This is a genomic window from Bradyrhizobium ganzhouense (genome assembly GCF_049949285.1).
In the GTDB taxonomy this organism is placed as follows: domain Bacteria; phylum Pseudomonadota; class Alphaproteobacteria; order Rhizobiales; family Xanthobacteraceae; genus Bradyrhizobium; species Bradyrhizobium ganzhouense.
The window spans coordinates 3275721-3289788 of sequence record NZ_CP181318.1 but is presented as its reverse complement, the minus strand read 5'-3'; the positions used below and the strand labels follow the sequence as shown (position 1 = coordinate 3289788).

The 14068-nt window shown below is 66.0% G+C and carries 10 protein-coding genes; 3 read left to right on the top strand and 7 right to left on the bottom strand.

Annotated elements, in window-relative coordinates; translation table 11 throughout:
• Nucleotides 1–5: 5 nt before the first annotated feature.
• The 3 genes from fdhF to ACLFLU_RS14975 are packed head-to-tail and all read left to right on the top strand — an operon-like array spanning nucleotide 6 to nucleotide 3949.
• A complete protein-coding gene (fdhF, locus tag ACLFLU_RS14985; protein WP_426412939.1) occupies nucleotides 6–2891 on the top strand; it encodes a formate dehydrogenase subunit alpha in 2886 nt (961 codons plus the stop codon).
• 4 nt (nucleotides 2892–2895) lie between these two features.
• The gene (gene fdhD, locus ACLFLU_RS14980) at nucleotides 2896–3726 is read left to right on the top strand and encodes a formate dehydrogenase accessory sulfurtransferase FdhD (protein WP_426412938.1); all 831 of its coding nucleotides are present in this window, start codon (nucleotides 2896–2898) and stop codon (nucleotides 3724–3726) included.
• Complete coding sequence (locus tag ACLFLU_RS14975) at nucleotides 3713–3949, top strand: formate dehydrogenase subunit delta (protein ID WP_426412937.1); 237 nt, start codon at nucleotides 3713–3715, stop codon at nucleotides 3947–3949. Before fdhD ends, ACLFLU_RS14975 begins: the two co-directional genes overlap by 14 nt.
• On the opposite strand, the gene ACLFLU_RS14970 is transcribed toward ACLFLU_RS14975, so the two are convergent.
• The 7 genes from ACLFLU_RS14970 to ccmE form a co-directional block, all read right to left on the bottom strand.
• Nucleotides 3915–6893, bottom strand: coding sequence for a bifunctional [glutamine synthetase] adenylyltransferase/[glutamine synthetase]-adenylyl-L-tyrosine phosphorylase (locus ACLFLU_RS14970; RefSeq protein WP_426412936.1), 2979 nt, complete (start codon nucleotides 6891–6893; stop codon nucleotides 3915–3917). The two genes, ACLFLU_RS14975 and ACLFLU_RS14970, sit on opposite strands and share 35 nt — an antisense overlap.
• Nucleotides 6890–8350, bottom strand: a complete 1461-nt coding sequence (locus tag ACLFLU_RS14965) for an ATP-binding protein (protein ID WP_426412935.1) — start codon at nucleotides 8348–8350, stop codon at nucleotides 6890–6892. Before ACLFLU_RS14965 ends, ACLFLU_RS14970 begins: the two co-directional genes overlap by 4 nt.
• Complete coding sequence (locus ACLFLU_RS14960) at nucleotides 8334–9014, bottom strand: winged helix-turn-helix domain-containing protein (RefSeq protein WP_426412934.1); 681 nt, start codon at nucleotides 9012–9014, stop codon at nucleotides 8334–8336. Before ACLFLU_RS14960 ends, ACLFLU_RS14965 begins: the two co-directional genes overlap by 17 nt.
• A gap of 293 nt (nucleotides 9015–9307) precedes the next feature.
• Nucleotides 9308–10885, bottom strand: a complete 1578-nt coding sequence (locus ACLFLU_RS14955; protein ID WP_426412933.1) for a Do family serine endopeptidase — start codon at nucleotides 10883–10885, stop codon at nucleotides 9308–9310.
• Between the two features lie 219 nt (nucleotides 10886–11104).
• Nucleotides 11105–11587 (bottom strand): cytochrome c-type biogenesis protein, encoded by a 483-nt coding sequence (locus ACLFLU_RS14950; RefSeq protein WP_426412932.1) that lies wholly within the window; start codon nucleotides 11585–11587, stop codon nucleotides 11105–11107.
• A 4-nt stretch (nucleotides 11588–11591) separates the two neighbouring features.
• On the bottom strand, nucleotides 11592–13574 hold the full coding sequence (locus ACLFLU_RS14945) for a heme lyase CcmF/NrfE family subunit (RefSeq protein WP_426412931.1): 1983 nt from the start codon (nucleotides 13572–13574) through the stop codon (nucleotides 11592–11594).
• Nucleotides 13571–14062, bottom strand: coding sequence for a cytochrome c maturation protein CcmE (gene ccmE, locus ACLFLU_RS14940; RefSeq protein WP_426412930.1), 492 nt, complete (start codon nucleotides 14060–14062; stop codon nucleotides 13571–13573). The genes ACLFLU_RS14945 and ccmE overlap by 4 nt, the downstream gene beginning before the upstream one ends.
• Nucleotides 14063–14068 lie beyond the last annotated feature (6 nt).

The window sequence follows — 14068 nt, the reverse complement described above, 5'->3', positions numbered from 1 at the left end:
CGACAATGTCTCTGATCGAAGAAATCGACTACGGCACGCCGCGCTCCAAATCGGAAGCGATGGTGACGCTGATCATCGACGGCAACCAGGTCACGGTGCCCGAGGGAACCTCGATCATGCGGGCCGCGATGGATGCAGGCCACCAGATCCCCAAACTCTGCGCGACCGACATGGTCGATGCCTTCGGCTCCTGCCGGCTCTGCGTCGTCGAGATCGAAGGCCGCGCCGGCACGCCGGCCTCCTGCACCACGCCTGTCATGAACGGCCTCGTCGTCCACACCCAGAGCGAGCGGCTGAAGAAGCTGCGCAAGGGCGTGATGGAGCTCTATATCTCCGACCATCCGCTGGACTGCCTCACCTGCGGCGCCAATGGCGATTGCGAATTGCAGGACATGGCCGGCGCCGTGGGCCTGCGCGAGGTGCGCTACGGCTATGAGGGCGAGAACCACGTCTTCGCCAAGACACCTGGCAAGTCCAACGGCGAAATCAACGCCGCCTGGATGCCGAAGGACGAGTCCAACCCCTATTTCACCTACGATCCCTCCAAGTGCATCGTCTGCTCGCGCTGCGTCCGCGCCTGCGAGGAAGTGCAAGGCACGTTTGCGCTGACCGTCTCCGGCCGCGGCTTCGACAGCCGCGTCTCGCCCGGCATGAGCGAGAGCTTCCTCGGCTCCGAATGCGTCTCCTGCGGCGCCTGCGTGCAGGCCTGCCCGACTGCGACGCTCACGGAAAAGTCGGTGATCGAGATCGGCCAGCCCGAGCATTCCGTCGTCACCACCTGCGCCTATTGCGGCGTCGGCTGCACCTTCAAGGCCGAGATGCGCGGCGAGGAAGTCGTACGCATGGTGCCGTATAAGGACGGCAAGGCCAATCGCGGCCATTCCTGCGTCAAGGGTCGCTTCGCCTGGGGCTATACCAATCACAAGGAGCGCATCCTCAATCCGATGATCCGCGAGCGGATCGAGGATCCCTGGCGCGAAGTGTCCTGGGATGAAGCGTTCTCCTTTGCCGCGGCCAAGATGCGCGGCATTCAGAAGAAATACGGCCGTGACGCCATCGGCGGCATCACCTCGTCCCGCTGCACCAATGAAGAAACCTACCTGGTGCAGAAGCTGATCCGCGCCGGCTTCGGCAACAACAATGTCGACACCTGCGCCCGCGTCTGCCACTCCCCGACCGGCTATGGTCTTTCGGTCACCTTCGGCACCTCCGCCGGCACGCAGGATTTCGACTCGGTCGAGAGTACCGACGTCGCCATGATCATCGGCGCCAACCCGGCCTCGGCGCACCCCGTCTTCGCCTCCCGCCTGAAGAAGCGGCTGCGCCAGGGCGCCAAGCTGATCGTGATCGATCCGCGCCGCACCGAGATGGTGGAGTCGCCGCATGTGAAGGCGCTGCATCTGCCGCTGATGCCCGGCACCAACGTCGCCGTCGTGACGGCGCTGGCGCATGTCATCGTCACCGAAGGTCTCGTCAACGAGACCTTCGTGCGCGAGCGCTGCGACTGGACCGAGTTCGAGGAATGGGCTGCCTTCGTCGCCCAGCCCAAGCACAGCCCGGAAGCAACTGCCATCCTCACCGGCGTCGATCCGAAGACCTTGCGCGAAGCGGCCCGCATCTACGCCACCGGCGGCAATGGCGCGATCTATTACGGACTCGGCGTCACCGAGCACAGCCAGGGTTCGACCACGGTGATCGCGATCGCCAACCTCGCAATGGCGACTGGCAATATCGGCCGTCCCGGCGTCGGGGTGAACCCGCTGCGCGGCCAGAACAACGTGCAGGGCTCTTGCGACATGGGCTCGTTCCCGCACGAGTTGCCCGGCTACCGTCACATCTCGGGCGATGCCGTGCGCGACCAGTTCGAGGCGCTCTGGAACGTCAAGCTCAACCCGGAGCCGGGCCTGCGCATTCCCAACATGTTCGATGCCGCCATCGAAGGCACGTTCATGGGGCTCTATGTGCAGGGCGAGGACATCCTGCAATCCGATCCCAACACAAAGCATGTGGTGGCGGCGCTGTCGGCGATGGAATGCGTCATCGTCCACGACCTCTTCCTCAACGAGACCGCGAACTACGCCCACGTCTTCCTGCCCGGCTCGAGCTTCCTCGAGAAGGACGGCACCTTCACCAATGCCGAACGCCGCATCCAGCGCGTGCGCAAGGTGATGTCGCCGAAGAATGGCATGGCCGACTGGGAGGTCACCATCGCGCTCGCCAAGGCGATGGGCTTCGAGATGAGCTACAGCCATCCGTCCGAGATCATGGACGAGATCGCGGCGCTGACGCCGACCTTCTCCGGCGTTTCCTACGCCAAGCTCGACGAGCTCGGCTCGGTGCAGTGGCCCTGCAACGAGAAGGCGCCGGAGGGCACGCCGGTGATGCATATCGACGGCTTCGTCCGCGGCAAGGGCAAGTTCGTCGTCACCGAGTATGTCGCGACCGACGAACGCACCGGCCCCCGCTTCCCGCTGCTGCTCACCACCGGCCGCATCCTCAGCCAGTACAATGTCGGTGCGCAGACACGGCGCACCGAGAACGTGGTCTGGCACGCCGAGGATCGGCTCGAGATCCATCCGCACGATGCCGAGCAGCGCGGCGTGCGCGACGGCGACTGGGTGCGGTTGCAGAGCCGCGCCGGCGAGACCACGCTGCGCGCGGAGCTCACCGACCGCGTCGCGCCCGGCGTCGTCTACACCACGTTCCACCACCCGGACACGCAGGCCAACGTGATCACGACCGACTATTCGGACTGGGCGACCAACTGCCCGGAATACAAGGTCACGGCGGTGCAGATCTCGCCGTCGAACGGCCCGTCCGACTGGCAGAAGAGCTACGACGAGCAGGCGCGGCACTCCCGCCGCATCGCGCCGGCCGAGGCCGCGGAGTAGCCACATGCACATGCCGGTCCAGGCCATCGACCGCGAGATCTGGCGCGACGGTGTCGCGTCCGAAGGGACGCGGCTGATCCCCGAGGAGACGCCGCTGGCGCTGACCTACAATGGCGGCACCTATGCCGTCATGATGGGGACGCCGCAGAACCTCGAGGATTTTGCCGTCGGCTTCAGCCTGGACGAAGGCATCATCAAATCGGTCGACGACATCAAGTCGCTCGAAATGGTCCGCCTCGACGACGGCATCGAGCTGCGCATGTGGCTCGAGCAGGACAACGCCGCGCGCATCAGCGAGCGCCGCCGTCACATCGCCGGCCCAACCGGCTGCGGCATCTGCGGCATCGACTCCATTGCAGAAGCCATACGGCCCGCGGCCATCGTGCCGCTGGGCCAGACCTTCGCGCCCGAGCAGATCATGGCGGCGATGCAGACCATCGCTCCCCTGCAAGCGATCAACATCCAGACCCGCGCGGTCCACGCGGCGGCCTTCTGGTCGCCCTCGAACGGCATCGTGGCCCTGCGCGAGGACGTCGGCCGGCACAACGCGCTGGACAAGCTCGCAGGCTCGCTGGCACGCAACCGGACGGACGCCAGCGCCGGCATGGTTCTGCTGACGAGTCGCGTTTCGGTGGAGATGGTGCAGAAGACGGCCGCCATCGGCGCGCCGGTGATGGTCGCGGTCTCCGCCCCCACCGCGCTCGCGGTCCGCACCGCGGAAGCCGCCGGCATTACGCTGATCGCAATTGCCCGCAGCGACGGGTTTGAAGTGTTCACGCACCAGGGCCGCGTCACGGCTCATCGTGCTCCGGAGATCATCGATGTCGTCGCCTGACCGCCTCGTCTACATGGCCAACCAGATCGGCACGTTCTTCCGCAGCCAGGGCCACGACAAGGCCGTGCCGGGGATCGCCGACCACATCAAGAAGTTCTGGGATCCCCGGATGAAGCGCGCGATCTTCGCGCATCTCGACGCCGGCGGCGCAGGCCTCGAGCCGAACGTGCTCGAAGCCCTCACCTCGCTCAAGCAGACGACTTCCCTTCCAGAAGCGCACTGAAGACGCGTCGCACTTCGCCCTGCGTCTCCTTCACGCGCGCCTCCAGCGACGAGAAATCCGGCGCATCGCCGGCGCGCGCCATCACACGCTGAAGGTCGGTGCCCGCCGTTTCCGGTTTGAAGCCGTCGCTGACGCAGAGCCGCAGGATCTGCGTCAGATCATGATAGAGCCGCGCCGCAGCGCGCAGGATCTCCGCCTCCGAGTGCGGGAGCACGCCGAGCTTGGCGGCATTGTCCAACACCTGCACCGTGCTGACATCGAGAATATCCGGCTTATCATGGGCATGCACGAGCTGGAGATATTGCGCGATGAAGTCGATATCGACCATGCCGCCGGAGGCATATTTCAGGTCCCAATAGTCGGTCTCGCCCTTCTCCTGCGCGATTGCGCGGCGCATATCGGCGACGTCGTTGGCGGTGACCGAGGGGTCGCGGCGGCGGGTCAGGACCTCGCGGATGATGCTCTCGATCCGCGCGGTGAATTCGGGCGATGCCGAGACCACGCGCGCGCGCGTCAACGCCATATGCTCCCAGGTCCAGGCCTCGTTGGCCTGATAGTCCGCGAAGGAGACGAGGCTCGATGCGACCGGACCGGCGCGTCCCGAAGGACGCAGCCGCATGTCGATCTCGTAGAGCACGCCGTAATTGGTGCGGGTCGTGAAGGCGCTGATCAGGCGCTGGGTGAAGCGGGCAAAGTAATGCGCGCCCTGGAGTGATTTCTGGCCGTCGGAGTCCGGATTGTCGCTGTCGAAATCATAGAGCAGGATCAGATCGAGATCCGAGGACGCCGTCATCTCGCGGCTGCCGAGCCGGCCCATCGCGATGATGGCGGTCTCCTGCCCCTTGATCCGCCCATGCTGGGCGGCAAAGCGATCGGCGACGAGGCCGTGCACGGTGTGGACGATGCCCTCGGCGACGTCGGCAAAGGCCGTGCTCGCCTGTTGCGCCGAGACGGTGCCCGAGAGGATGCGCGTGCCGATCAGGAACAGACTCTCCTGCCCGAACAGGCGCAGGCGGTCCAAAAACTCCTCGTACGAGCCCGCATCCTGCACCGTGGTCGCAAGCCGCGCCGACAATTCCCGCTTGTCCGGCATGGCGCCGAAGAAGCGCGGATCGATCAGGCCGTCCATCAGTTGCGGCTGCCGCGCCAGCATCTCGCCAAGCCGGGGCGCCGCACCGAGCACGAGCGCGACGAGCGCCACGAGATCGCGGTTCTGGCCGAGCAGCGTGATCAGCCGGCCGCCGCGCTGGAGCGCCTGAAGGAATTGGTCGAACGCCACGACGGCGCGGTCGGGCTCCTCGGCACGCGCGAGGCCGTCGATCAGGGCCGGCACGAATTCGACGAAGGCGTTTCGCGTCTGCTCGTTGCGGAAGACGCGGTAGTCGCCGGTGAGCCAGTCACAGACGGTCTGCGCCACGGCGGCGGGCTTCTTGAATCCGAGCGTCGTCAGGTGCTGGAGCAAGCGCGGGTCGTCGGGACCTGCGCGATAGTCGATCGCGGGCAGGCTTGCCGTGCCGGTCGGGTCATCGCCCTCGAACAGCTTTTCGTAGTGGGCTTGCACGATCTCGAGCTGTCGCAGCAGGTCGCGCGCGAAGGCCTCGCGGCTGTCATAGCCGAAGAACCAGGCAAGGCGTTCGACCGCCTCCTTGTCTTCCGGCAGCGCATGGGTCTGCTCGTCGGCGATCATCTGGAGACGATGCTCGACCCGGCGCAGAAATTCGTAGGCCGTGGTCAGCTCGTCACGCGCGGCGGAGGTGATCCAGTTGCTGGACGCGAGGATGTTGAGCGCGGCGAGCGTCGGCCGCACCCGCAATTCCGGATGCCGGCCGCCGGCGATCAGCTGCTGGGTCTGGGCGAAGAATTCGATCTCGCGGATGCCGCCACGGCCGACCTTGACGTTGTGGCCTTCGACCGCGATCTCGCTCTGGCCGCGATAGGTCTGCATTTGCCGCTTCATGTCGTGCACATCGGCAAGTGCTGCGAAGTCAAGATGCTTGCGCCAGACGAAGGGCGCGATTTCGGCCAGCAGCGCCGCACCCGCGTTGGAATCACCGGCGCAGGCACGCGCCTTGATCATCGCGGCGCGCTCCCAGGTGCGCCCTTCCCGCTCGTAATAGTTCAGCGCGGCATCTCGCGAGATCGCCACTTGCGTAGACGACGGGTCAGGCCGGAGCCGCAGGTCGACGCGGAAGACGTAGCCGTCATAGGTGCGCTGCTGGAGAATGCGCGCCATGGCTTGCGTCACCCGGACGAAGAATGGTTGCGGCTCGATGTCGGGCGCAAGCGTCGTGGCATCAGGATCGAAGAACACGATGAGATCGATGTCGCTGGAATAGTTCAGCTCGCCGGCGCCCATCTTGCCCATGGCGAGCACGATCAGGCCGCAGCCGATCTCCGGCGCCTCGGGATCAGGCGGCACGAGCTTTCCGCGTGCGGCTTCCTGTCGCAGCAGGTACTGCAGCGCCGCCTGCACCGAGGACACCGCAAGATCGGTCAGCGCGGCTGTCACCCGCATCACCGGCCAGACTCCGCCGATGTCGCACAACGCGATCAGGAGCGCCGCCTCCGCCTTCATCCGGCGAAGCAGCCGCATCACCTCGGATTCGTCGGGGGCGGCGAGCACCGCGCCCCTCGCCTCCGCGATCAGCGCAGCGAGATGCGCATCCGGTTCGCATTCGAGCAGCCGGATCAGGCGCAGCGGATCGGCGCGCACCAGATCGAACAAATAAGGCGAGAATTCCGCGATCCCGGTGAGAATAGTCCGGGCAAAAGGATGGACCAGCAAGGCCTCCAGACGCGCCGACTGTGCCGGCTCAAGCTCGGCCAGCCAGCCTTCAAAACGTCGTTCGTCGGTTGTGGAAGCGGCAATATGGGGAGCCTCCGCGAAGCGCGCGGCCAGGCCCTCACCATGCTTGTCCGCGTTTCCCGGCGCGGAGTGGTTCATGCCACCTTCTGTGGCACATCCGGTATTGAAGGAGCAACCCTGTCGCCGGCCCCCGCGCGCGCCGGCAGCAGCAGCGTGGCGACGAGACCGGGCTGCGCATCGCCCAGCCGCAATTCGCCGCCATGCAATGTGGCGACGGCAGACGCGAGGCTGAGGCCGAGGCCGGAGCCCGGCATGGTGCGGCTCGCCTCCAGCCGGACGAATCGCTCGACGGCGTGCTTGCGATCGGCCTCGGGGATTCCGGGGCCGCGGTCGGTGACGCTGAGCAGCACCCGGTCGCCCTCGCGCTTCGCCTCGATCGTGATCTGACGGGCGTCCATGCTGACGACGGTTCCCGCCGACTGCGCGGCCGGCTTGCCATATTTGATCGCGTTCTCGACGAGATTGGCGACCGCCTGGCTGATCAATTCGCGATTGCCGTGGATGGGCGCGGCTTGCGTCTTCACCTTCAAGGTCATGCCGTCGTCTTCGGCCAGCGGCTCGTAGAGCTCGTGAATGCCGTTGGCGACATCGGCCGCGTCGAAATCATCCATGTTGCCGCGTGCCTGCCCGGACTCCGCGCGCGCGATCATCAGCAGCGCGTTGAAGGTGCGGATCAGTCCGTCGGATTCCTCGATAGTCCGCTCCAGCGCCGCGCGGTAGTCGGCCTCGCAGCCCGATTTCGCCAGCGCCTCCTCGGCGCGGTTGCGCAAGCGCGTCAGCGGCGTCTTGAGATCGTGGGCGATGTTGTCGGAGACCTCCTTCAACCCCGCCATCAGCGCCTCGATCCGCTCCAGCATGGCGTTGAGGTTTTCGGCGAGGCGGTCGAGCTCGTCGCCGCTGCGCCCGACGGGCAGGCGCTCGCTGAGATCGCCGATCATGATGCGATGGGCCGTGCCGGACATCGCATCGATGCGCGTCAGCACCCTGCGCGCGACAAAGACGCCGCCGCCGAGGCCAAGCACCACGACGATCAGCACCGACCACTGCGCCGCCTTCGCCACGATGCCGAACAGGCGCCGCCGCTCGGCGAGGTCGCGTCCGATCAGAAGCCGGAAGCCGTTTTCCAATTCGGTGACCCGCACGAGCGCGCGATGATCGCGGTCATCCGCGTCCTCGATCCGCCGATAAGCGGTTTCCGACCAGCCGCGCGTTGCCATCACGCCCGGCGCCAGCGAGCCGACATTGCCGGCAACCGCCTGCCCGGTCGGCGTGGTCACGAGGTAGAGGTTGGCGCCCGGCCGCAGCGCGCGATATTCGATCGTGCGCACGAGGCCGAACAGGCCACGGCGTCCGTAGATCTCGTTGATCTCCGAAGTCTCGGCATTGACCGTCTGCGTGATCTCTTCGGTGATCAGCCGCCGCGTGTTCCAGGCGAAATAGCCCAGCAGCGAGGCCGCGAAAATCGCAAACAGGAACAGGTAGACCAGCGTCAGCCGGAATGCCGTGGTGCGGACGAGTTTACCGAATGCCGTCACGGATCATGTACCCGGCGCCGCGGATCGTGTGCAGCAGCGGCCGCTCGAATCCCTTGTCGATCTTTGAGCGCAGCCGCGAAATGTGCACGTCGATCACGTTGGTCTGTGGATCGAAATGATAGTCCCAGACATTCTCCAGCAGCATGGTGCGCGTCACCACCTGGCCGGCGTGCTTCATCAAATATTCGAGCAGGCGGAATTCGCGCGGCTGCAGCGTCAGCTCGTCCTTGCCGCGGGCGACGCGGTGGGAGAGCCGGTCGAGCTCGAGATCGCCGACACGATAGAGCGTATCCTCGGCCGGGCCGCCGCGGCGGCGCGACAGCACCTCGACGCGGGCGAGCAGCTCGGCGAAAGAATAGGGCTTTGGCAGATAGTCGTCGCCGCCGGCACGCAGACCCTTGATGCGGTCGTCGACCTGCCCGAGCGCAGAGAGAATCAGCACCGGGGTCGTATCGCCCTTGTCGCGCAGCAAGCCGATCAGCGACAGCCCGTCGCGCTTGGGCAGCATGCGATCGACCACCAGCACGTCGTAATCGCCGTCCTCGGCCATGGCGAGGCCCTCCTCGCCGTCACCGGCGTGGTCGGCAATGTGTCCGACCTCGCGAAACGCCTTCACGAGATAGTCGGCGGATTCGCGGTCGTCTTCGATGATGAGGAGGCGCATTGTGCGTTCGGCGGCGGTCAAGGAGGTCAACCTTCTCTGAACATGGCGCGAGCGGCAATCGCATGCAAGCCAAGCGAACGGGACTTGGGTAGGCAAAAAGGCGGGCGGTGAAGCTGGGGGGACCTCACCGCCCTAGGCCTTCCGACGGAGGGGGGCGTAATTCCACCGGAAGGTAGGCGTGGGGAGCAGGCGTTGCGCTGCTCCCCGGAAGCGTGCCGGCGGCGGGGGCGACTGATGCCGGCGACACCCTTCATCTCGTAAGCCTCCTGAGGCTTAAGCCTTGTTAGCCCTTGTTAGCCTTTGGCGATGGGCACCGCGACGAAGCGCGACTGGCCGCCGCTCTTCACGCGCATCAGGACGCTGTTCTTGTTGTCGGTCCGCGCCGTGTTGATGGCATCGCGAACGTCGCCAGCGGTGCTCACGCTCTTGCCGCCGACTTCGAGAATCACGTCGCCCTCCTTGAAGCCGCGTTCAGCGGCTGCGCTCTTCGGATCGACTTCGGTGACCACGACGCCGTCCTTGCCGGCGCCGGCCACGGAGTTGGCGGGCGCAACCGTCATGCCGAGCTTCGGCACGTCGGTGCCCTTGCTCGCGCCCTTGCCGCTGTCGCCATCGATGTCGGCCTTGGCCTCGACCGTGTTCGGCAGCTGGCCAAGGGTGAGGTTCACGACCTTGTCCTGGCCCTTGTGCAGCACGTTGAGCTTCACGGAGGCGCCGGGCGCCATTCCGCCGATGGTGCGGGCGAGCTCGCGGGCGTCCTTCACGGATTCGCCGTTGACCGACGTGATCACGTCGCCGGACTCGATGCCGGCCTTGGCCGCCGGACCATCCTTCTGCGGCTCAGCCACCAGCGCACCTTCGGCCTTCTTCATGCCGAGGCTGTCGGCGATGTCCGAGGTGACAGGCTGGATCTGAACGCCGATCCAGCCGCGGCTGACCGAACCCTTGTCCTTGAGCTGGGCGACCACGCTCTTGACGGTGTTGGCGGGGATCGAGAACGCGATGCCGACGCTGCCGCCGGAGGGCGAGTAGATCGCGGTGTTGACGCCCATCACCTCGCCGTTGGTGTCGAAGGCCGGACCGCCGGAATTGCCCTTGTTTACGGGCGCGTCGATCTGAATGAAATCGTCATAGGGGCCGTTGCCGATGTCGCGGCCGCTGGCCGAAACGATGCCCGCGGTGACGGTACCGCCGAGCCCGAAGGGATTGCCGACCGCGAGCACCCAGTCGCCGATCCGCGGCTTGCTGTCGGCGAGCTTGGCGAACGGGAAATTCGAGCCGCCCTCGACCTTGATCAAAGCGAGATCCGTACGCTGGTCGGTGCCGATCACCTTGGCGCTGTAGGTCTTGCCGTCGTCGGTGGTGACCTCGACCTTGTCGGCGCCGTCGACCACGTGGTTGTTGGTCACGGCAAAGCCGTCAGCCGAGATGAAGAAGCCGGAGCCCTGCCCCTGCACGACGCGGCCACGGCCGCCCTTCTGGCCAGGGAATCCATCGGGACCGCCGAAGCGGCGGAAGAAGCGCTCCATCGGAGAGCCCGGCTGGAACGGCGAGGCGGAATCATCGCCGTCGTCGTTGCTCGCGGCCTTCTCCTTGATGTTGACCTTCACCGAGATAACCGAGGGCTTCACGCGCTCGACGATGTCGGCGAAGCCGAGCGGACGTTCGACCTTCTTGACCTCGTTGTTGACCTGCGCGTGCGCCGGGCTGGAGAACAGGTCGGCGGGCGACGTCGACGGGCTGAAGCCGTGGACGGCGATGCCGAGGCCGGCGACGACCGAGGCCATCAGCGCGATCCTTCGGGCGGAAAACACCGAACGGCGGGGCTGCCGGTAGGACGGAAGGTTGGTGAGATCGGGACGGTCGGTCATGCAGGTCTCCAGGGCCTTGAAATCCATTTGGTGCCGGATGGCGGCACCTTACGAACCTGAACATGGGGACTTCCGCCTTACCGCGCGCTGGCTGCGGGGTTAAACTTTTGTAATAAAGACCGTACCGGCATGCGGCAGTTTAGCCGCAGCTCAAAAATCGTGGTTTGACAGGAACTTGACACGGTTCCCGAAAACCACGTCGACCGCCCTTGATCGCAGCTAACGCGATGTCGCGTCGTCCGACATCAATGCGGCGAGCCGCACCTCTTCGTCGGGCGTCAGCGGTGGTGGTGGTCCGTCTGCACCGCTTCGCGCGCGGCGTCGGTTCTGCCGCCACAGCGCCAAGCCGCCACCGGCGAGCAGCAGCGGCGCGAGCAGCCAGAGCAGCACGGTCTGCCGTTCGAAGCGCGGCTTCAGCAGCACGAACTCGCCGTAACGGGCGACCAGGAAGTCGAGCACCTGCGCGTTGCTGTCGCCGGCCGCGATCCGTTCGCGCACGAGAAGACGCAGATCGCGCGCGAGTGGCGCATCGGAATCGTCGATCGACTGGTTCTGGCAGACCATGCAGCGCAGCTCGCGCGACAATTCGCGCGCGCGGGCCTCCTTGACCGGATCAGACATGATCTCGTCAGGCTGCACGGCGTAGGCCGCTGGAGCGGCCAGCAGTACAAGCGCGACGAACGCGACCATCATCCGGCGCATCGCGTCACTCCGCCGGTTGCAGGCGTTGCTTGGCTCGCGCCGGTTTCGGCGCGCCGACCCGCAAGCGCCGATCGGACAGCGACAGCATGCCGCCGAACGCCATCAGTACCGGTCCCCACCAGATCAAGAGCACGAACGGCTTGTGATAGATGCGCACGGCGATCGCGCCCTCGGCGGTAACGTCACCGAGCGAGATGTAGAGCTGGCTCGCGCCGCGGGTCAGAAGCGCAGCCTCCGTGGTGGAGGAGCCGCGCGTCGTAAAGCTGCGCTTCGACGGCGTCATGACGCTGAGCGCTTCGCCGTCCCGGGTGACGTTGAACTGGGCGACCATCTCGCGGTAGTTCGGCCCCTGGCGTTCGAGCAGGCCGTCGAGCTTCAGATCATATCCGGCGACCTGCGCAACGTCGTTCGGTTTCATGGTCGCGATATATTCGCTGTTCCAGGTGGTCTCGCAGACGATCCCGATCAGCGCGACACCGAGACCGGCATGCGCGAACACGGTCCCCCATGCCGAGCGCGGCAGGCCGCGGGCGCGGTGCAGCGACGTTGCGAACGGCAGGCGAAACAACCCGGTTCGTTCGGCCAAGTCAGTCAGGGCACCGGCGATGACGAAGACCCCAAGCCCGATCGCCAACGGCGCCAGCGCGCTGCCGCCACGCGTCCAGGCCCAGACAAGGGCGATCACGACGAGCCCGGCGACACCGGCCGCGAGCAGGCGCTGGGTGACGCCGAGCAGATCGCCGCGTTTCCACGCCAGCATCGGCCCGAACGGCACGGCGAGCAACAGCAGAACGAACAGCGGGACGAAGCTGAGATTGTAGAATGGCGCGCCGACCGACATCTTGAAGTCGGCGAGCACTTCCATCGCCAGCGGATAGAGCGTTCCGAACAGCACGACCGCACAGGCCACGGTGAGCAGCAGATTGTTCAGCACCAGTGCGCCCTCGCGCGAGATCGGCGCAAACAGACCACCCTGTTTCAACGAAGTCGCGCGTCCCGCGAACAGCGACAGGCTGCCGCCGATGAACACGCAGAGGATCAGCAGAATGAACACGCCGCGGGTCGGATCGTTGGCGAAGGCGTGCACGGAGGTGATGACGCCCGAGCGCACCAGGAAGGTGCCGAGCAGCGACAGCGAGAAGGTCAGGATCGAAAGCAGGATGGTCCAGACCTTCAGCGCGTTGCGCTTCTCCATCACCAGCGCCGAGTGCAACAGCGCCGTGCCGGCGAGCCACGGCATCAGCGAGGCGTTCTCGACCGGGTCCCAGAACCACCAGCCGCCCCAGCCGAGCTCGTAATAGGCCCAGTAGGAGCCCATCGCGATGCCGAGCGTCAGGAAGATCCAGGCGACCAGCGTCCACGGCCGCACCCAGCGCGCCCAGGCCGCATCGATCCGCCCCTCGATCAGCGCCGCGGTCGCGAACGAAAACGAGATCGAGAAGCCGACATAGCCGAGATAGAGCATCGGCGGATGCACGGCGAGACCGATGTCCTGCAGCACCGGATTGAGATCACGCCCCTCGATCGGCGGATTGACGATGCGCAGGAACGGATTCGAGGTGATCAGGATGAAGAGATAGAAGGCGCTCGCGATCCAGGCCTGCACGCTAAGCACATGCGCGCGCAGCGACAGCGGCAGATTGTTGCCGAAGGCGGCGACCAGCCCGCCAAACAGCGCCAGGATCGACACCCACAGCAGCATCGAGCCTTCATGGTTTCCCCACACGCCGGTGATCTTGTAGATCAACGGCTTCATGGAGTGGGAATTCTCGTAGACATTGGCGACGGAGAAATCCGAGTTCACGTGCAACGTCACGAGCGCAATGAACGACGCGCCGACGAACAGGAGCTGCGCCAGCGCGGTGGAGCGCGCCACGTTCATCAGCGCTGGATCGCGCAAGCGTGCGCCGATCATGGGCACGAAGGACTGGATCAGCGCCAGCGCGAGCGCCAGCACCAGCGCGTAATGTCCGGCTTCTGCGATCACCGCACCGCTCCCTGCGAATTGCCCTGCGCCGTGGTCGCCGAAGGCTTTGCACCGTAATCGTCCTTCCAGTGCCCCTGCTTCTTCAGGGCGTCGGCGACGTCCTTGGGCATGTAGGTCTCGTCGTGCTTGGCCAGCACGGTGTCGGCCTTGAACACGCCATTGGCATCGAGCGCGCCTTCGGCGACGACGCCCTGCCCTTCACGGAACAGATCAGGCAGGATGCCCTTGTAGGCGACGGGCAGCTTGGCACCGCCGTCGGCCACCTCGAACGTCACCGCGAGATTGTCACCGCGCTGGAGCGAGCCCGGCTGCACCAGGCCGCCGAGGCGAAACCGCTTGCCGGGCGCGACATGCTTCTCGGCGACCATGGTCGGGGTCGAGAAGAACACGATGGAGTCGCGAAGTGCGTTGAGCACCAGGGCCGCTGCGAGCGCGAGCACGGCGAGCGAGCCGCCGATGATGGTCATACGTCGCTGCTTGCGCGTCATGGCGTA

Excerpts from the sequence above, each read along its gene's own strand:
- ACLFLU_RS14975 (WP_426412937.1), top strand. The coding sequence starts at position 3,713 with ATGTCGTCGCCTGACCGCCTCGTCTACATGGCCAACCAGATCGGCACG.
- ACLFLU_RS14950 (WP_426412932.1), bottom strand. The coding sequence starts at position 11,587 with ATGCGCCGGATGATGGTCGCGTTCGTCGCGCTTGTACTGCTGGCCGCT.
- ACLFLU_RS14955 (WP_426412933.1), bottom strand. The coding sequence starts at position 10,885 with ATGACCGACCGTCCCGATCTCACCAACCTTCCGTCCTACCGGCAGCCC.
- ACLFLU_RS14970 (WP_426412936.1), bottom strand. The coding sequence starts at position 6,893 with ATGAACCACTCCGCGCCGGGAAACGCGGACAAGCATGGTGAGGGCCTG.
- fdhF (WP_426412939.1), top strand. The coding sequence starts at position 6 with ATGTCTCTGATCGAAGAAATCGACTACGGCACGCCGCGCTCCAAATCG.
- ccmE (WP_426412930.1), bottom strand. The coding sequence starts at position 14,062 with ATGACGCGCAAGCAGCGACGTATGACCATCATCGGCGGCTCGCTCGCC.
- fdhD (WP_426412938.1), top strand. The coding sequence starts at position 2,896 with ATGCACATGCCGGTCCAGGCCATCGACCGCGAGATCTGGCGCGACGGT.
- ACLFLU_RS14960 (WP_426412934.1), bottom strand. The coding sequence starts at position 9,014 with ATGCGCCTCCTCATCATCGAAGACGACCGCGAATCCGCCGACTATCTC.